The 18,245-nt window shown below is 59.2% G+C and carries 17 protein-coding genes and 5 pseudogenes; 7 read left to right on the top strand and 15 right to left on the bottom strand.

Annotated features, from left to right (window positions below):
- Positions 1-262: 262 nt before the first annotated feature.
- Positions 263-1,219: pseudogene (locus RHM58_RS31585) on the top strand (nucleoside-specific channel-forming protein Tsx).
- A gap of 15 nt (positions 1,220-1,234) precedes the next feature.
- Positions 1,235-2,269 carry a purine-nucleoside phosphorylase gene (locus RHM58_RS31590; protein WP_201256184.1) on the top strand — a complete coding sequence of 345 codons (1,035 nt, stop codon included), beginning with the start codon at positions 1,235-1,237 and terminating at the stop codon, positions 2,267-2,269.
- A 139-nt stretch (positions 2,270-2,408) separates the two neighbouring features.
- Here the strand turns inward: RHM58_RS31590 and RHM58_RS31595 are convergent, their stop codons facing one another.
- The 3 genes from RHM58_RS31595 to RHM58_RS31605 form a co-directional block, all read right to left on the bottom strand.
- Positions 2,409-3,365 carry a quinone oxidoreductase family protein gene (locus RHM58_RS31595; protein ID WP_322269132.1) on the bottom strand — a complete coding sequence of 319 codons (957 nt, stop codon included), beginning with the start codon at positions 3,363-3,365 and terminating at the stop codon, positions 2,409-2,411.
- A gap of 31 nt (positions 3,366-3,396) precedes the next feature.
- Positions 3,397-3,570 carry a DUF1427 family protein gene (locus RHM58_RS31600; protein ID WP_322269133.1) on the bottom strand — a complete coding sequence of 58 codons (174 nt, stop codon included), beginning with the start codon at positions 3,568-3,570 and terminating at the stop codon, positions 3,397-3,399.
- Positions 3,571-3,789: 219 nt separating this feature from the next.
- Positions 3,790-4,560 (bottom strand): AraC family transcriptional regulator, encoded by a 771-nt coding sequence (locus RHM58_RS31605; RefSeq protein ID WP_201204816.1) that lies wholly within the window; start codon positions 4,558-4,560, stop codon positions 3,790-3,792.
- A gap of 145 nt (positions 4,561-4,705) precedes the next feature.
- On the opposite strand from RHM58_RS31605, the gene RHM58_RS31610 reads away from it, so the two are divergent.
- Positions 4,706-4,933 (top strand): DUF6555 family protein, encoded by a 228-nt coding sequence (locus tag RHM58_RS31610; RefSeq protein WP_322269134.1) that lies wholly within the window; start codon positions 4,706-4,708, stop codon positions 4,931-4,933.
- Between the two features lie 70 nt (positions 4,934-5,003).
- On the opposite strand, the gene RHM58_RS31615 is transcribed toward RHM58_RS31610, so the two are convergent.
- From RHM58_RS31615 to RHM58_RS31625, 3 genes are all read right to left on the bottom strand, one after another.
- Positions 5,004-5,168, bottom strand: a complete 165-nt coding sequence (locus tag RHM58_RS31615) for a metallothionein (protein WP_322269135.1) — start codon at positions 5,166-5,168, stop codon at positions 5,004-5,006.
- 169 nt (positions 5,169-5,337) lie between these two features.
- Positions 5,338-5,793, bottom strand: a complete 456-nt coding sequence (locus RHM58_RS31620; protein ID WP_322269136.1) for a DMT family transporter — start codon at positions 5,791-5,793, stop codon at positions 5,338-5,340.
- Positions 5,793-6,287 (bottom strand): DMT family transporter, encoded by a 495-nt coding sequence (locus RHM58_RS31625; protein WP_201204821.1) that lies wholly within the window; start codon positions 6,285-6,287, stop codon positions 5,793-5,795. Before RHM58_RS31625 ends, RHM58_RS31620 begins: the two co-directional genes overlap by 1 nt.
- Before the next feature lie 265 nt (positions 6,288-6,552).
- Here RHM58_RS31625 and RHM58_RS31630 point away from each other — a divergent pair, with 265 nt between their 5' ends.
- Entirely contained in the window at positions 6,553-7,488 is a 936-nt protein-coding gene (locus RHM58_RS31630; protein WP_322269137.1) for a LysR family transcriptional regulator, read from the top strand.
- Between the two features lie 166 nt (positions 7,489-7,654).
- Here RHM58_RS31630 and RHM58_RS31635 read toward each other — a convergent pair whose 3' ends face one another.
- From RHM58_RS31635 to RHM58_RS31650, 4 genes and pseudogenes are all read right to left on the bottom strand, one after another.
- A complete protein-coding gene (locus RHM58_RS31635) occupies positions 7,655-8,014 on the bottom strand; it encodes a hypothetical protein (protein WP_322269138.1) in 360 nt (119 codons plus the stop codon).
- 416 nt (positions 8,015-8,430) lie between these two features.
- Positions 8,431-8,802 (bottom strand): hypothetical protein, encoded by a 372-nt coding sequence (locus RHM58_RS31640; RefSeq protein ID WP_322269139.1) that lies wholly within the window; start codon positions 8,800-8,802, stop codon positions 8,431-8,433.
- A 34-nt stretch (positions 8,803-8,836) separates the two neighbouring features.
- Positions 8,837-9,052: a hypothetical protein gene (locus RHM58_RS31645; protein ID WP_322269140.1), complete on the bottom strand. Its 216-nt coding sequence runs from the start codon at positions 9,050-9,052 to the stop codon at positions 8,837-8,839.
- Between the two features lie 33 nt (positions 9,053-9,085).
- A pseudogene (locus tag RHM58_RS31650) lies at positions 9,086-9,271 on the bottom strand (PAAR domain-containing protein); the annotation flags it as partial.
- A gap of 426 nt (positions 9,272-9,697) precedes the next feature.
- On the opposite strand from RHM58_RS31650, the gene RHM58_RS31655 reads away from it, so the two are divergent.
- Entirely contained in the window at positions 9,698-9,982 is a 285-nt protein-coding gene (locus RHM58_RS31655) for a DUF3077 domain-containing protein (protein WP_322269141.1), read from the top strand.
- Complete coding sequence (locus RHM58_RS31660; RefSeq protein ID WP_322269142.1) at positions 9,979-10,248, top strand: short-chain dehydrogenase; 270 nt, start codon at positions 9,979-9,981, stop codon at positions 10,246-10,248. The genes RHM58_RS31655 and RHM58_RS31660 overlap by 4 nt, the downstream gene beginning before the upstream one ends.
- A 111-nt stretch (positions 10,249-10,359) precedes the next feature.
- Here RHM58_RS31660 and RHM58_RS34245 read toward each other — a convergent pair.
- The 3 genes and pseudogenes from RHM58_RS34245 to RHM58_RS31670 all read right to left on the bottom strand — a co-directional run.
- A pseudogene (locus RHM58_RS34245) lies at positions 10,360-10,857 on the bottom strand (methyl-accepting chemotaxis protein); the annotation flags it as partial.
- Between the two features lie 360 nt (positions 10,858-11,217).
- Positions 11,218-12,042, bottom strand: a pseudogene (locus RHM58_RS34250) (cache domain-containing protein); the annotation flags it as partial.
- 191 nt (positions 12,043-12,233) lie between these two features.
- Entirely contained in the window at positions 12,234-13,553 is a 1,320-nt protein-coding gene (locus RHM58_RS31670; protein ID WP_322270931.1) for a Na+/H+ antiporter family protein, read from the bottom strand.
- A 414-nt stretch (positions 13,554-13,967) separates the two neighbouring features.
- On the opposite strand from RHM58_RS31670, the pseudogene RHM58_RS31675 reads away from it, so the two are divergent.
- Positions 13,968-16,115 (top strand): annotated as a pseudogene (locus RHM58_RS31675) (methyl-accepting chemotaxis protein).
- A gap of 149 nt (positions 16,116-16,264) precedes the next feature.
- On the opposite strand, the gene RHM58_RS31680 reads toward RHM58_RS31675, so the two are convergent.
- Positions 16,265-17,578 carry a sensor histidine kinase gene (locus RHM58_RS31680; protein WP_322269144.1) on the bottom strand — a complete coding sequence of 438 codons (1,314 nt, stop codon included), beginning with the start codon at positions 17,576-17,578 and terminating at the stop codon, positions 16,265-16,267.
- Positions 17,575-18,243: a response regulator transcription factor gene (locus RHM58_RS31685; protein WP_322269145.1), complete on the bottom strand. Its 669-nt coding sequence runs from the start codon at positions 18,241-18,243 to the stop codon at positions 17,575-17,577. Before RHM58_RS31685 ends, RHM58_RS31680 begins: the two co-directional genes overlap by 4 nt.
- Between the last annotated feature and the right edge of the window lie 2 nt (positions 18,244-18,245).

Below are 18,245 nucleotides of genomic sequence, written 5' to 3' on the forward strand. Positions count from 1 at the left end.
GGCATAACATTCAGCACATCGGTTGACTGGTAGACCGCCTTCGCGAGCAAGCCCGCTCCCACAAGGGATTTGTGTTGGATGGCGCTTTGAATACTTGATCGAAAGGACAGTAAAACCGGCTATTTCTTCGGTTTTTCATGCAATTGAAACAATTGGTATGGGTTGTGCAAACGTTTGCGAGTCGCCGATAACGGCTTTTTCGCAACCTAACCGCGCAAGCCCGAAAAATCGGGCCTTCGATCTGCACGAAAAGGGACTTTTAATGCACCGCACGTCCAGCCGCGTGACTTGCTCGCGCACATTTGCTGTTTCTTTGGCGCTGGCCAGCGTTACAGGACTACTCAGCAGCACTGTTTTGGCGCAACCCGCCCTCCCCGAAGAATCCGCTCAGGGAGAAACCCTCAGCACCGAGGCCAGCCCGCCAAAAAAGGCGCGTACCTGTCGGACTGGTTCAACCAGGACTTGACCGTCATCGGCAGTCAAGGACATCAGCTTCGGCCCGCAACCGTCTGACGATGTGTATCTGGAATACGAGTATTTCGGGCGCAAGGGGCCGTTCGAATTGTACGGCTACGTCGACATCCCGAAAATCTTCGACATCGGCAACAGCCATGACAAAGGCGCGTGGGACCACGGCTCGCCGCTGTTCATGGAGCACGAACCGCGAATCTCCATCGACTACCTGGCCGGCCGCAGCCTGGCCGTCGGGCCGTTCAAGGAATGGTATGTGGCGTTCGACTGGATCTACGACCACGGCAGCAGCACCGCCAACCGCGCCAACACCTTGTACAGCGGCCTGGGCACCGACATCGACACCCACTCGCGGGTCAACCTGTCGGCCAACTTCTACGGTCGCTATCAATGGGAAAACTACGGCGCCAGCAACGAGTATTCCTGGGACGGCTACCGCGCCCAGCTGAAATACATCGTGCCCATCGATAGCTACAGCAATGGCGCGTCACTGACCTACATCGGTTTCACCAACTTCGACTTCGGCTCCGACTTGCACAAAGACAACCCCGCCCGCACCGCCAACGCCACCGTGGCCACCAACGTCTTGCTCTACTCGTTTACCCACCTGCGCTTCACCCTGGTCGGCCGTTACTTCCACAACGGTGGCAACTGGGAGGATGGCAGCGTGTTGAATTTCGGTGATGGCGACTTCCGTGCCCGTTCCAACGGCTGGGGTTACTACGCTGGCATCGGTTATCAGTTTTAAGAATCTGGAGGTTGTATGAAAGCAATGACGCGTCTTTCCCTGTCCGTGGCGCTGGCCTGCGGCACCCTGCTCGCTTCCACCGCGTGGGCAAATGAAGCACCGATCCAGCCAAAAGTGATGCTAATCACCATGTTCGCCCCCGAGGCACAGAACTGGATCGAGCGCCTGGAACTCAAGCAGGAAGTTCGCGTACCGGGCCTGTCCGCCGAGTACCCGAGTATTCGCTGCAACACCCAGCAGGTGTGCCTGATGGTCACCGGCATGGGGCAAACCAACGCCGCCGCGTCGACCCTGGCCCTGGCGCTGTCGCCGAAGTTCGACCTGCGTAAAAGCTACTTCCTGATCGCCGGGATTGCCGGCATCAGCCCGAAACACGGGACCATCGGCACCGCTGCCTGGGCGCATTACCTGGTGGAATTCGGCACCCAGTGGGAAATCGATTCTAGGGATGTACCGAAAGACTGGCCGACCGGTTACATCGGCATCAACACCAAAGGCCCGAACGAAAAACCGCCGCTGGACTACAAGACCGAAGTCTTCGAGCTCAACCCGAAGTTGCAGGCCAAGGCGTTTGCCCTGTCGCATAAAGTCGAGCTGAGCGAGAGCAAGGAATCGGCTGCGTGGCGTTTGAAATACCCGTCGGCCCCGGCCAATCAGCCGCCCGTGGTGACCAAGTGCGATACGGCGGCGGGCAATACCTGGTTTTCCGGGACGCGTTTGAGCGAGCGGGCCGAAGTCTGGACCAAGTTGCTCACGGATAATAAAGGCGAGTACTGCACGACCCAACAGGAAGACAACTCCACCTACGAAGCGCTGCTGCGGGCCAGCCGTGAAGGTTTGGTGGATGTGCAGCGTCTGGCAGTGGTGCGCGCCGGTTCCGACTTCGACCGGCCGGCGCCGGGGCAGAGCGAGGTGGATAACCTGCTCAAATATGCAGATCAGGGCGGGTTTGTGCCGGCGCTTGAGAATCTGTACCGCACCGGAAATCCGCTGGTGCAGGAGATTTTGAAGAACTGGTCGGCTTGGGAGAAAGGTGTTCCCGAAGCCTGAGTCCGGCTCAACGACGCGATCGCGAGCAAGCTCGCTCCCACAGGTGATTTGTATTGTTCACGTTATATGTGATCGACACAGAACCCTGTGGGAGCGAGCCTGCTCGCGATGGGGTCAGGACATACAACATCGATATCGGTTATGGCAACAAAATCACTTTGTCACCACTGCCTTGATTCACCTCGGCATAGCGCTCCAGCCCTTGCGCCAACGGCGACTCAACCAACCCTTCCGGCAACGGCAACAACCCCTGATCGAAGAACGTGCCGAACTGATCCAGCATCGCCGCACACGCCTGCACGCCGTAGAGCAGCGAATTGATCCCGACCACCGAACCACCCTTGCGATACAACGCCAGCGCCGGCAATTGCACGTGACCGTCGACCGGCGCGGCAATGATCGCGATGCGACCGAACGCCGCCAGCGCCGGGACTGAAGCCGGTAGCCAGAAACCCGTGGTGTCGAAGATCACGTCCGCGCCACCGGCGTACACCGCATTCACCTGAGCGCCGAGGTCTTCGGGCTTGTCCAGTTGCAGGGTCTGATAACCCTGAGCCTGCAATTCCTTGACCTGCTCTACCCGCCGCGCCGCCGCCAACACCTTGGCACCACGGACTTTGGCCAACGCCAGCGCCGCACTGCCGACCGCCCCGCCACCAATCACCAACAAACGCGTACCCACGGTTACCAGACTGCGCTCCAGCGCATCCCACGCCGTGGTGTACGGCACACCGAGGCTGGCGGCTTGGGAGAAGCTCAAGTGAGTCGGTTTCAGCGCCACGCCATTGGCCGGCAATTTGACGAATTGCGCGTGGGAACCGTCGGCGAAAAAGCCCAGTTCACGACCGGTGCCCCAGACTTCCTGACCGATCAGCGCCTGCGGGCCTTCCACCACGACGCCTGCGAAATCCCGACCGGGAATCCGTGGCAACGTGGTGTAGGGAAAACGCCCCAGCACGTTCTTCACGTCGCTGGGGTTGAGGCCGGCGGCCTTGATCTGCACCAGCACTTCATCGGCGCCGGCCACCGGGGTTGGGACTTCAACATAGCGCAGGGCCGAGAGGTCGCCGGTCTTGTCGAATTGCAAAGCTTTCATGAGGAGCTTCCGTTAAAGGGGTTAAGGGTTTTCAGGAGATCCAGCCAGCCAGCAATTGCCGACCCATGGGCCACAACTTCTCGCCGGCGAGCATGCCCAACAGCCCCACCAGCGCGATGGCTGGCGGCGCCGGGGAGCGAAAATCCAGCGCGCCGTAAAGCAGACCAACGCCCAGGCCGATGCCCAGCGAGATGAAGTAGTTCATGACAGACTCCGTGGCATAAGGGGGATGCGCAGAGTCTAGAGAACGGCGACGAAACCCGTCGGCCAAGTGCTTCTGAATATCGGCCAAAGACCAGCCAAACACCGCAACTCCCCTGTGGGAGCGAGCCTGCTCGCGAAGAGGCCGTGTCAGTCGAAAGCCCTGTTGGCTGACACACCGCTTTCGCGAGCAGGCTCGCTCCCACAGGGACGGAGTCCGGCTTCAGCGACTCGCCATGAATTGCGATGGCGCAACACCGAGTTCGCGGCGAAACATGTCGCTGAAGCTGCTCGGCGAATACCCCAACTCCCGGGCGATGACACTGACCGGCACACCCTGGATCAACTCCGCCACCGCCGTCGCCAGTTGCACCTGTCGCCGCCATTCGGCGAACCCCATGCCCAAGCCGTCCTTGAACAGCCGCGCCAGGGTGCGCACGCTGGCCCCGGCGTTTTCGGCGTGCTGCTCGAACGCAATGTCCAGGGACGGCGCGGCCATGACGGCCTGACACAGGTTCAGTAAACGCCGGTCGGAATCATCCGGCAGCGGGATTTTCAGCATCGAGCGTTTGGCCCGTTTGAGCTCCAGCAACGCCAGACCGACCAGCGCCTCGTAATACTCCGGCGCACCGTCGTCGCCCTGCTCCACCAGCCCGACGATCAATTCCCGCAGCAGCCCCCCAACCTCGATGACCTGAACACTGTCATCCAGGGTCGCCGCCAACGCCGGTCGCAGGTAGATATTGCGCATCTGCAAGTCCGACACCACGCGAATCCCGTGGGGCACGCCCGGCGGCAACCACACCGCCCGTTGCGGCGGAACGACTAGAGCCTCGTGCGGTGTTTCAACCCACATCACGCCGCTCATGGCATACAACAACTGACCCCAGACATGCTCGTGCGGCTCGATAAACAAGCCGCGCGGGTAAGTGCGCGCCAGCGGTTGCACCGGCACGTCGGTATCAGTCAGGTCGGGCGGTGCGGCGAGGGCCATGGGCTAGGATCATAGGGATTCGAGGAGTCGTCATGGTAACGAGGCGCCCGGTTTGTCGCCAGTGAGCGACACCGTCTGCCAATTCGACTGAATTTTTATCGGCGCCAACGATCCTTGTATTACCACAGGGAGGAATACGGGCTTTATGAACAGCGCAAAACTTTTCGTCATTGAATACACCCTTCATGGCGCCCCCAAGTCTTTCATTATCCGCCTGGACAAAATGGACAACGCGGAGGCCTGGCACTGGGCGAGTTGCGATGCCGGCGTGGGACGCATCCCGCGCTTTGGCCGTGAGAAGGTGCAGAAGACCAGCAAACCGCTGGCAGAGAAATTCGGCGTCGAGAACGTTACTTGGCGACCGGCGCACTAAATGTCATAAGGACAGGGAATGTCAGAAACAAAAAGTGGAGCCCCGGTGGCTCCACTTTTTTGAACTGCGATCAGCTTTTGGCGCATTTGCAGCCTTTGCTGGTACACGCTTCACCGTGTTCATGATGCTTGGCGCAGCCTTCGCAGCAATAGTGCTTACCGTGGCGCGCGATCGGATGATCGCCTAGCTTGCAGGAGCATTTGGGGCAGTCGCAGGTACTTTCACTGTTGATCATGAGCCTGACTCCATTTTTATGGTCGTCCGGTGCGACGGATGCGCACCCGTTTCACAAGTGTAGGAGCTGCCGAGTGAAACGAGGCTGCGATCTTTTGATCTTGATCTTGAAAATCAACATCAAAAGATCGCAGCCTCGTTTCACTCGGCAGCTCCTACAATGGACCGCGTTATGCGCTTCGGGTGCTGCTGCGATACATAAACACCAGCGCCAGCGCCAGGCACACCATCGCCAGCATCCGGCTCCCGGACAACTCGATCGCCGGGTTGCCGAGCCAGCCGAAGTTATCGATCAACATGCCCATGCCCAGTTGCCCGACGATCACCGCCACCGTCGCCACCGCCGTGCCAACCCGCGGCACTGCGCCCACCATGACCATCATGTACACCACGCCAAACAGCGCCCCGCTGAGCTGCCATTTCGGCACGTCCAGCAAGCTAACGGCATGCGCAGGTTCGAAAAACAGGATGAGCAACCCGGTAACCACCGCGCCGACCGCAAAGGTCAGCAAACTGCTGCGCAACACACCGACCGTTTCCCCCAGGCGCCCGTTGATCGCTGCCTGAACACTCAGCACCGCACCAGCCGCCACCACCACCGCCAACAAAATAACCAGATTCATCATCAACCCCGAGCGATCAAAACAAGTGCCGCGACAATCAGCAGCAACGCCAGCCAACGTTCGCCGTTGACCTTTTTACGCGTGGCGCCGAACCAGCCGAAGTGGTCGATCAACACGCTCTTGCCGACCTGCCCGGAGAGGATCGCAATCATCGTCATGGCAATGCCGATGTGCGGTGTGGCCAGGGTCAGCACCACCACATAGATCGGGCCGAGAAAACCGCCGATCAACTGCCACTGCGGCAACGTGTTCAGCGCCGGCCCCTGTTGCGGGCCGCTGAACAGCAGCAACAGGAACAGAATCGCCGAGCCGACGCCGAAGATGCTCAACGTCGCCCACAAGTGCCCGACCTGAACGCCGAGCGGCCCGAGTAACCCGGCCTCCACGGACAGGCCCATGCCGGCCAGGATGACCAGCGGCAATAGCAATAGGCGTAGTCCGGGTTTGGTAGTTGGTGTTGCGACAACAGCAGCGTTGTCGATTGAAGGAGATTGCATAGAGAGAACCTACCAATTAGTTAGGGCGCGCATCCTGCGAGAGTGGATTCGACCTGAACCTGTGGCGAGGGAGCTTGCTCCCGCTGGGCTGCGCAGCGGCCCCACATTTCTGTGAGCGCTGCGCACTCAAGCGGGAGCAAGCTCCCTCGCCACAAAAGCCCACTCTCAGGATTTTCAGTGGCGCGCATTATCGGCTGGCGATCCTTTGCGATAAATGGGAGCATCCTGACAACACTTTTGCGCAACTCGCACAGCAGGACTCACCATGCACGGCCTCAACGAGCTGGGATTCAAGGCACTTCGGCTATTCGTCGCGGTGCTCGACCACGGCAGCTTTTCCGAAGTCGCCCGCCGTGAGGGCTTGGCGCCCTCTTCGATTTCTCGGCAAATCCAGTTGATGGAACACGCCCTGAACCAGCAATTGCTTTACCGCCACACCCGCGCCGTCACGCCGACCGAAGCCGGGCGCATGCTCGGGCATCACGCGCGGCTGGTGCTTGTGCAACTGGAAGAAGCCGAACAAGCCCTGCAAGAACAGCAAAGCGAACCCAGCGGCCTGGTGCGGATCAACGCCCCGGTGGTGTTTGGCCAGCGGCACCTGACGCCGTGGCTGGGGCAACTCTGCGAGCGCTACCCGAAGCTGCAACTGGATATCCAGCAGACTGACAGCTACGTCGACCCGTTGCAGGAAGGCGCCGACCTGTTGTTCCGTATCGGCCCGCTGCACGATTCAAGCATGCAAGCGCGGATTCTGGCGCCGCATCGGTTTCAAGTCGCAGCGAGCCCGGCGTACTTAAAACGCCACGGCGTCCCGCAACACCCGGAAGACCTCGCCGCCCATCATTGCCTGGCCTACAAAGGCGTGGCCGGCTTGCAACGCTGGTTTTTCCGGCGGGATCAGCAGGATTGGACGCCCTACTCGGTCAAAGGACCGATCACCGGCAACCACGCCGACACCCTGACCCAAGCCGCCGAACAGGGGCTGGGGCTGGTGATGTTTCCGTCATGGCTGATCGGCGAAGCCGTGCGCGCGGGGACGCTGGTGCCGGTGCTTGAGGAGTATCAAGTATCCAACAGCCTTGAACCGCAACAGATTGCGGTGTTGTGGCCAGGTAGCCGAAGGCTATCGGTGAAGGTCAGGACGGTGATTGATTTCTATGTGGAGTGTTTCGGGGCTGTGCCGTATTGGGACAGGCCCTGAAACGCCCGAGTTGTCACTGATAAATGCAATCCCTGTAGGAGCGAGGCTTGCCCGCGAAGGCGTCGGCACAGCCAGCATTGATGTCGCCTGACACTCCGCAATCGCGAGCAAGCTCGCTCCCACAGGTTTCTCCGTGCCAGATATGGCCTGCGCCCCAGGAACGTGATTAATCCGGCATGGATCGGATGATGTCAGCCAAATCGTCCTTGGTAATTCCATTGGCCTTTATGGCAGCAGCGACGTCTTCCTTGGATAGAGGAAAGCGCTTAAACATCTTCTTTAGTGCATCTGCATCAACATTTGACATCCAAAGAGGCGAAACAAAGTTCCCCTTGTACTCTGGCTTCATCGGGACCTCTTCATGAGCGATTACACCCTTATGATTGAAGTAGACAATGTAGCGATCATGTCCTTCAGGGAAGCTCTTGTCGTAGTAAAGAGTTACACCGGTCGGTAGCACGTAGTAGTTTTCATCACCTTCAGGACCTTCAATCAGCATCGGTTCTTTAGTTTTGATCATTTTCATACTTTGAGCCCTCGATGAATCATTAAACAAAACGCATGCCAAAAAAACCACATTAAGCAGCAGTACTGCAACTAGCCAAAGGCCCGTTCTATTACTAATAGACATTTTTCTTGTCATAGCGCGCCTCCGTGTTCCCCTCTAGCATCGCTTGAACATCCATAGGCATGAAAATTCCGTCCGCAGTCCTCGCTTGAGTTTTGGATGCTATTTTCTTCTCCCATGAAAGCCCTCTCAATTCCATATACTTGGAAGGTTCCGATACGATCTTCTTTCCTGTGATCTTTGCCCCTTCCAGTGAAACAGTCGTGCAATTGTTAGTTATTGGAAGATAAGAGCCGGGTAGCAAATACCGTACGTAGTTATCGGTTGTTTTTTGATCTTTACTTTTGTTGACACCAACTGATCATAGTGAGCAATTACGGCTTCTGCCTTTGAATTCTCCAAAAATAGACGAAACCTGTAGTTGTTCGACCAAGGCTCTTCTCTGAAGCCACATAAGCCTTGAAGTTTGACCACACGTTTAAAACAGCCTCGCCTTCACTATCAAAAGGCCCCCAAACATCTCCGTACCGGCCAAAGTCATAGGTGATATTTTTGTTGCCCACCACAACATGAATGGCCGCATGTCCGAAGGGTTGATCAACTCCAATATGGGTATATGGACCGCCGATCAGTATCTCCATATAGGCGCCAGACACTACTAACGTATTAGTTTTTGTGGTTTTGCCTGAAGCTCCCGTGTCTTTTGCTGCCTGTTTTGTACTTGACGTTTTAGTAGGCTGAACCATTAAAGATGTTCCGTATCTTCAAGTTTTGGGAATTTTATGCTGCAACTTCCCTGGGGACGTTCGCTACGTGCACAAACCCGTTGCCATCAAGAACGCCAGTGATGACGGCGCCGTCAGGAAGTGTCAGTACATATTCCTCGTTGGCAATTGGTTCCTCTCTCTCGTTGAGCAGTTGAAACTCAACGAAGGTTTTTTCTTTCAAGAATTGAGAGAAAAAGCTGCTAGCACCGCTTGAACCAGAATTACCCACAAATGTATCGGGGGAACCGGCTGTGATGGTGGCCCCACAAGCGGTTAGCGATCCAACGTGCGCCACATCCTTACCGAGCCCAAAAACGTGAGGGGCTCCCGTCGTTATCGGATTGCTGCCATGAATGGGACAGGAGTAGACGTCCCCTACCAGGGCCACCGGAAGAGTATTAATAAAAATAGGGCTTGAGCCAGTCGTGATGTTTCCGCCGTGACTGCCTGGGTCTCCAAGTCACGCTACTGGCTTTCCTGCCATGATTTCTCTCCTTTAAACATCAAGAATCGCGAATGGTACATGATCCTCGCATCAGATCTCGCATTGTTGTCAGTTCGGAACATACCTACAAGCACAGTCCGGGTTTCAGACTTTTCGCCGGTTGACTGCCCTGCCCTCACTCCCTATCCTCGCGCCTGTCACGACTCATTCGTGATCGGGTTTGACGGCTCGGCTGTTTTAAGGTGCGCATTGTCTTCCAACTTTGCTCGTGTACTCGTGTGCTCGACACAAAGCTTAATGGTGACTGTGCGCGGGGCACTTTCGAGTGCGCCGGGTACCTTAGACCGGTCCGTCAACCTGCGCACAGTTGCCACCCATTCGTTTGACGGCGATCTAGTGGCAGCTCTTGATGACTAGGGAGCTACACCGATGACCAACGCAACCACAAACTCTACCCCTTTCGCCCCGTGCGACCACGTCGACCACCACCTCTTCGCCGTACAACCCGATATCCCGCTAATCGATGCACTCGAACACGCTACGGTCTACCTCAACTGCGCCGAAGCCCTCGCCCATCAAGCCCCCACCGCCACCCGCCCGGAACACAGCGCCTCGTTGCGCTGGGCCAGCCAGCAAATGCTCGTTACCGCGCGGTCATTGGTGCAGGCCTCGGTCGACGGTTTGCATGCGGCGCAAGCAGGAGATGAAGCATGAACCCGCATATTCCGATGACCAACAATGATTCCGACATTCCGGTGTTGATGATTGCTACGCAGGCGCCGCTGGATGTGTTGCACAGCAGTGCCGCGACACGGTTTTTGGCGGTGACGCAGATGATGGAGAGTTTGGCCAGCCTCGACATTACGCGGGCCAAAGGTGCGGATGTGCAACAACTGGCGCATGCGGCGGCGATGTTGTTACGCGACGGGTGTGATGTGATGGATGTGTTGGGGCGGCAGATTCGGGCTGCTGTGGTTTAGCAGCTTTTCTGTAGAAGCCAGGCTTGCCGGCGATAGCGTTCTTGAGACCGCTATCGCGAGCAAGCCCGCTCCCACAGGTTTAGTGTCTGCCCGACATCTTGGGTGAACAGCTCAGATCCGGAACTGACCAACCAATTTACCGAGACGCTGCCCCAGATCCGCCAGGCTCCGAGAAGTCTGCGCACCCAGCTGAGTTTCATCCGCCACGCTGTCCACCGCCACGGCAATCTGATGCACGCTGCGGTTGATCTCTTCCGCCACCGCCGTCTGTTCTTCAGCGGCGCTGGCGATCTGGGCGTTCATCGAGTTGATGGTGCCGATCAACTGGGCCATGGTGTCCAGCGAAGCACCGGCCTCGTTGGCCTGGGCCGAAGTGCCGTCGCCGGCCTCGCTGGAACGGCGCATCGCTTCCACCGCCGACTGGGTGCCGGCCTGCAAGCGGTCGATCATGCCCTGGATTTCCTGGGTGCTGATTTGCGTACGACTGGCCAGCGCCCGCACTTCGTCCGCCACCACCGCAAAGCCACGACCGGCCTCACCGGCGCGGGCGGCTTCGATGGCGGCGTTGAGGGCCAGCAGGTTGGTCTGTTCGGCAATCGAGCGGATTACTCCGAGCACGCTGACAATCGACGACACGTCTTTTTGCAGGCTGTCGAGGGACACGCCACTGCTGCGGATGTCATCCACCAATGCATGAATTTTCACGATGCTGCCGGCCACGACCCGCTTGGCGGCCTGGCCTTCTGCGTCGGTCTGCTGGGCGGCGACCGCCGCGTTTTGTGCGCTTTTCGCCACTTCTTGCGCGGCAGCGGACATCTCGTTAATTGCCGTCGCGACTTGGTCAGTCTCGTGACGCTGACGCTCCATAGCCTGATCCGAGCGCTGGGCCTGATCGGAGACCTGATTCACCAGCCCGGTCAGTTGCGAGGTCATTTCGGTGATCTGACGCACCAGGCTGTGGATTTTGTCGACGAAACGGTTGAACGAGCCGGCCAGTTGACCGAGTTCGTCGTCGCTGGTGATGGTCAGGCGGCGAGTCAGGTCGCCCTCACCCGCCGCGATGTCATCGAGGTTGGCTTTCATCAGGTTCAGTGGGCGCAGAATCGCGTTGGCCAACAACATCCCGGCAGCAGCGATGACCAACAGCACGATGACCGCAATCCCGACGATGCTCAGCACCACGCCTTCCATTCGTTCGGTAACTTTAGCCTGGACCAGTGCAACCTGGGCTTCGATGCCGTCCAGGTTAACCGAGGTGCCGACCGCCATGTCCCACTTGGGCAGGTATTCGGTGTAGCCAAGTTTGGGCACCAGCACCTGGCTGTTGCCGGGCAGCGGCGAACTGTATTCGAGGTAGTGGGTGCCGTCCTTCGCGACCTTCACCAGGTCGCGGTTGACGTAGACGCCGTTCGGGTCGCGGTTGTCCTTGAAGCTCTGGCCCACGCCTTCAGAGCTGTTGGCCTTGAACAGGCGCACGGTGTTGGAGTCGTAGCCAAAGAAGTAGCCTTCCTTGCCGTAGCTGATGCTCGACAGCAATTTGACCACCTGGGCTCGCGCCGCGTCATCGCCGGGGGCCGCAGCGTCGTAAAGCGGTTTGATCGCGGTCATGGCCACGGCCACGTAACTTTGCAGGGTGGCTTTGGCGTCGTTGAGCAGGCTTTGGCGAGTCTCCTCGACTTCCTTGCGCGCCTGTTCCTGAAGAATGAACAGCGTGGTCAGGCTGATGACCAATGCAAAGAGCAATACCGGGAGAACGGCAAGGGACAGGACTTTAGCCTTCAGGCTCATGCGCATGACGGTTCGCTCTTTTGATTTTATTGGCGTGGTTAAAGGCTTTAACGGCACACCGGAGCAAAAGTTGAGTGAAGCACACGCCGATCAATGTGGGAGCGGGCTTGCTCGCGAAGGCGGCGGCACATCCAACATCAATGTGACTGATAGATCGCCTTCGCGAGCAAGCCCGCTCCCACATTTGATCTCGGGGGTTACAGAACCATCGCCGCCACCCAGCCAAACGCCAGCAACGGCAGGTTGTAATGCAGGAACGTCGGGACCACGGTGTCCCAGATGTGGTGATGCTGGCCGTCGATGTTCAAACCGGAGGTCGGGCCCAACGTCGAGTCCGAGGCCGGCGAACCGGTGTCGCCCAAGGCGCCGGCAGTGCCGACGATGCAAACGATCGCCATCGGGCTGAAGCCCAATTGCACGCACAGCGGCACGAAGATCGCCGCCAGGATCGGCACGGTGGAGAACGACGAACCGATGCCGATGGTGACCATCAACCCCACCAACAGCATCAGCAACGCACCGACGGCCTTGCTGTGGTCGATCCACGCCGCCGCGCTTTCCACTAGCGTGCGCACTTGCCCCGTGGCCTTGAGCACTTCGGCAAACCCTGAGGCGGCGATCATGATGAAGCCGATCATCGCCATCATCTTCATGCCTTCGGTGAACAGGTCGTCGGTTTCACGCCACTTTACAATCCCCGACGCCGAGAAAATCAGAAACCCTGCCAGTGCGCCGATGATCATCGAATCCAGCAGCAACTGAATGATGAACGCTGCGGCAATCGCCAGCCCCGCGATGCCCAGGGTCATCGGGTTGTACGCGACGGTTACCTGCTCGACCTGCTCGATCTTCGCCAGGTCGTAGACGCGTTTTTTGCGGTAGCTGAAAAACACCGCCACCAACAGGCCGAAGACCATGCCCATCGCCGGGATCGCCATGGCGTGCATGACGTTGATCTGGCTGATGTCGACGCCACTTTTGCTGACGTTGGCCAGCAGAATCTGGTTCAGGAAGATATTGCCGAAACCCACCGGAAACACCATGTATGGCGTGATCAGGCCGAAGGTCATGACGCAGGCGATCAAGCGGCGGTCCAGTTGCAGTTTGGTCAGCACATATAAAAGCGGCGGCACCAGCAACGGAATAAAGGCGATATGTATCGGCAGAATGTTTTGGGAAGCAATGGCCACCACCCACAGCAAGCCGATCAGCAGCCACTTGACCTGCCGGCCACCGCTGGCGTGCTGGCGGTCGACCATCAGCAAGGCCTTGTCCGCCAGCGCATGAGCCAGGCCGGACTTGGCAATCGCCACCGCGAACGCGCCGAGCAAGGCGTAAGACAAGGCCACCGTCGCCCCATTGCCCAGGCCACTGTTGAACGCTTTAAGTGTCGCGTCGATGCCCAGACCACCGGTCAAACCACCCACCAGTGCGCCGACGATCAGCGCGATCACTACGTGCACGCGGGACAGGCTGAGCACCAGCATGACGCCAACCGCGGCAATTACAGCATTAATCATCGTTACCTCAAGGCAAGCGGAATGAGCTCAGCCGGCAGTCTGCGAAGAGCCGCCAGCGGAGTAAGGGATGGGTTTTATTAGAGGGCGCGCACTGTGCCGCAGAGTGGCGTCGGTGTCAAAGCGCGGGGCAAGCCGATGTGTAAGGTCTTGTGATGACCTCTGTGGCGAGGGAGCTTGCTCCCGCTCGGCTGCGCAGCAGACGCAAAACCTGCTGACACGGTTTGTCTGAAGGAATGCTGGGGGCCGCTTCGCGACCCAACGGGGGCAAGCCCCTCGCCACAGGGAAGAGTTACTGCCACAAAAAGGCTTAAGTCAGCGAGATTGGAAATTCGGAAACCGCCATAAAGAAAGCCAATCCGCGGCCGTTACAGTGCAAAGTCTCAGATAAATATCGAATAAAAGGACGTTCCCATGTCGCTCAGACAACTCTCCATCCAATGGAAAATCACCCTGCTGGCCGGGTTGGCCTGGCCGGCGTCGTGACCCTGCTGGTGGGTCTTTCGCTGTATCGCATGGAGCACAGCTCTGCGCTGGTGAAAGCGTCGAGCATGGAGATGCTCACCGAATCCGCCCAGGCGCGGATCGAGTCCCAGGGTGAAAACCAGGCGCTGAACATTCGTCAGCAGTTCATGGACGCCTATCAATACGGCCACGGTTTTTCGCGCCAAGTGCTGTTCCTGCGCGAGCAGGCCGAGAAGCGCTTTCTCGATGCCTTCGACCTGCGCGAAGACCTGACCCGCCAGGTCAAATCGGCACTGCAAGCCAACCCGGAACTGCTCGGCCTATCCCTGGTATTCGAAGCCAATGCGCTGGACGGTAAGGACGAACTGTTCGCCGGCCAAGCTGAGTTGGGCAGTAACGACAAGGGCCGTTTTGCCCTGTACTGGTCGCAACCGACGCCAGGCAAGCTGACGTCGATGTCGCTGCCCGAAAGCGACATGGCCGACACCAGCACCGGCCCCAGCGGCGAGGCGGCCAACGCTTGGTTCACCTGCCCGCGCACCACGCTCAAGCCGTGCGTGATCGAACCCTACTTCTATGTGATCGACGGCCAGAACGTGCTGATGACCAGCATCGTTTTCCCGCTGATGGTCAACGGCAAAGTCATCGCCTCGTTGTCGGTGGACATCAACCTTAATAGCCTGCAAGCGATCAGCCTGGGCGCGAGTAAAAAGCTCTATGACGGCCAGACCAGCGTCAGCATCCTCAGCCCTGTCGGTTTGCTCGCCGGCTACAGCCCTGACGCCAGCAAACTCAGCCGAACGCCTGGACGCCGTCGACAAGACCAACGGCGCCGAGCTGATTCGCCTGCTGGGCACCAGCAACAAAACCACCAGCCTGCACAGCAATGAGCAACTGAAAGTGCTGTCGCCGTTCCTGCCGATTCCCGGCGGTAAACCGTGGGGCGTGTTGCTCGACGTGCCGGAGAAAGTCTTGGTGGGCCCGGCCGAGGCGCTGAAAAAACAACTCGATGAAAGCAACACGCGCGGCACGCTGGTCGAACTCAGCCTCGGCGTACTGGCCGCGCTGATCGGTCTGTTGCTGGTGTGGTTGATGGCCCGCAGCGTAACCAAGCCGATCCTCGGCGTGGCTCATATGCTCGAAGACATCGCCAGCGGCGAAGGTGATTTGACCCGGCGCCTGGCCTACGACAAGAAGGATGAACTGGGGCAGTTGGCTGGTTGGTTCAACCGCTTCCTCGACAAGCTGCAACCCATCATCGCCGAAGTGAAACGCTCGGTGCAGGACGCGCGCAGCACGGCGGATCAATCGTCTGCCATCGCTACCCAGACCAGCGCCGGCATGGAGCAGCAATACCGCCAGGTCGATCAGGTGGCGACCGCCTCTCACGAAATGAGCGCCACCGCCCAGGACGTTGCCCGCAGCGCCGCCCAGGCCGCTCACGCAGCACGCGATGCCGATCAGGCAACCCGTCAGGGCTTGACCGTGATCGACCGCACCACCACCAGCATCGATAACCTTGCCGCTGACATGAGCACGGCGATGGTGCAAGTCGAAGGCCTGGCGGCGAACAGCGAGAAAATCGGTTCGGTGCTGGAAGTGATTCGTGCCATCGCCGAGCAAACCAACCTGCTGGCCCTCAACGCCGCGATCGAAGCGGCCCGTGCCGGTGAAGCCGGACGCGGCTTTGCCGTGGTGGCCGATGAAGTGCGCAACCTGGCGCGGCGCACTCAGGAATCGGTCGAGGAAACCCGTCAGGTGATCGAGCAATTGCAGAGCGGCACCCAGGACGTGGTGGGCTCGATGAACAACAGTCATCGCCAGGCTCAGAGCAGCGTCGAGCAAGTCAGCCAGGCGGTGACCGCGCTGCGCCAGATTGGCGACGCGGTGACGGTGATTACCGACATGAACCTGCAAATCGCCAGCGCGGCGGAAGAACAGAGCGCGGTGGCCGAGGAGATCAACAACAACGTGGCGACCATTCGTGACGTGACCGAGTCGTTGTCGGGGCAGGCGAATGAATCGGCGCGGGTGAGTCAGTCACTCAATAGCCTGGCGAACCAGCAGCAGAGCTTGATGGATCAGTTTCGCGTCTGACGCGAATTCTGCATCCACCGGAAATCAAAATGTGGGAGCGGGCTTACTCGCGAAGGCGGTCTATCAGTTAACAGAGATGTCGGCTGATACACCGCCTTCGCGAGCAAGCCTGCTCCCACGTTAGATCTTCAGCAGGCTTTAGAGCGGTGTCAGCGTTTAGGGAGTTCGATGGCGACCTTCAACCCGCCCCACTCACTCTCCCGCAACAGCAACTTCCCGCCCCAGGTGTCGACGATGTCGCGCACAATCCCCAACCCCAAGCCATGCCCGTCAGTCTGTTCATCCAGCCGCATCCCGCGACTGAACACCTGAGCGCGCTGGTCTTCGGGAATCCCCGGCCCATCGTCTTCCACGCTCAGCTCAAACCCTTCAGCCGTCTCGACCACGCTCAAGCGAACCTCGGCATCCGCCCATTTGCAGGCGTTATCCAATAGATTGCCAAGCAGTTCCAGCAAGTCTTCACGATCCCACGGCAACTGCAAACCGGCCGGTGCCCGGTAGCTCAGGTCGAGGTGTTCGCCGTGAATCATGTTCAACGTGGCCAATAACCCCGGCAACTCGGCATCGCAATCAAACAACGCCCCCGGTAGCGCATCGCCGGACAATCGAGCGCGGTTGAGTTCGCGATTCAAGCGTTGCTGGACCTGCTCAAGCTGTTGCTGGAAGACCTTGCGCAGTTCCGGATGGTCGTCGAGTTTTTCGCTGGAGGCCAGGCTGAGCAACACCGCCAACGGGGTTTTCAAGGCGTGGCCGAGGTTGCCCAGAGCATTACGCGAGCGCTTGAGGCTGTCTTCGGTATGGGCCAGTAGATGGTTGATCTGCGCCACCAGCGGCTCCAGCTCTACCGGCACCTGATCATCGAGTTGCGAGCGCTGGCCCTGTTGCAACTGGGCGATTTGTTCGCGGGCCTTTTCCAGTGGACGCAAGGCGCGGCGCACAGTGATCCGTTGCAGCAGCAAAATCAGCAGCAACCCCGCCAACCCGAGCCCGAGCCCGACCTGTTGCATGCGCAAAAAGCTCTCGCGCACCGGCGTGTAATCCTGCGCGACGCTGATGGAAATCGACAGACCCAACCGCCGATAGTCCGAGCGCAGCACCAGCAACTGCTGCCCCTCCGGGCCCAATTGCAGGTTACTTTCCAGCCCGGGACTCTCCAGGCGAGGCAGTTCCTGATCCCACAATGAGCGGGAGCGCCAATGGCTGTCGGCGAAATCGATACGGAAGTAATGCCCGGAAAAAGGCCGCTGGTAGGCCGGCGCCAGGTGTCGCTCATCCAGTTGCAGCCCCTGAGGGCCGCGCACCAACGCGGCCAACAGGTTTTCACTGTCGTTGCGCAGCCCGGCTTCGAGGTAGCTCTGCAAGCCCAGTTCGAAACACCACAAACTGGTTTGCGCCAGCACCAGGCCGACGATCACCATTACGCTGATCAGCCCCAGGCTCAAGCGGCGCTGGATCGACCTCACTGGGCTTGCCCGCCGAACAGATAACCCTGGCCGCGACGGGTTTCGATCACGCTGCGCCCAAGCTTGCGCCGCAGGTGGTTGACGTGGACTTCGAGCACATTGGAGTCGCGCTCGGTTTCACCGTCGTAGAGGTGTTCGGCGAGGTGGCTTTTGGAAAGGATCTGCTCCGGGTGCAGCATGAAATAGCGCAGCAGTCGGAATTCAGCGGCGGTGAGCTGAATGTCGGCGCCGTCGCGGGTTACGCACTGGCGACCTTCATCCAGGTGCAGCCCGGCAGCCTTGAGTGTCGGCTGGTTGGCCTGGCCGTGGGAACGCCGCAGCAAGGCCTGGACTCGCAGGTGCAGCTCTTCCGGGTGAAAGGGTTTGCTCAGGTAATCGTCGGCACCAGCCTTGAGGCCTTCAATCCGCTCGGCCCAGGAATCGCGTGCGGTGAGGATCAGCACTGGCGTCGACAAGCTGCCGGCCCGCCATTGGCTCAGCACTTCAAGCCCGGGCATCCCCGGCAGGCCGAGGTCAAGAATGATCAGGTCATAGGGTTCGCTGCTGCCCTGGTAGACCGCGTCGCGTCCGTCGGCCAGCCAGTCGACGGCGTAACCCTGGCGGTTGAGGCCGGCCATCAATTCGTCGGCCAGGGGCACGTGATCTTCCACCAGGAGCAAACGCATCG

Origin of the sequence: Pseudomonas sp. 10S4 (assembly GCF_034344865.1) — a bacterium.
Taxonomy (GTDB): Bacteria; Pseudomonadota; Gammaproteobacteria; order Pseudomonadales; family Pseudomonadaceae; genus Aquipseudomonas.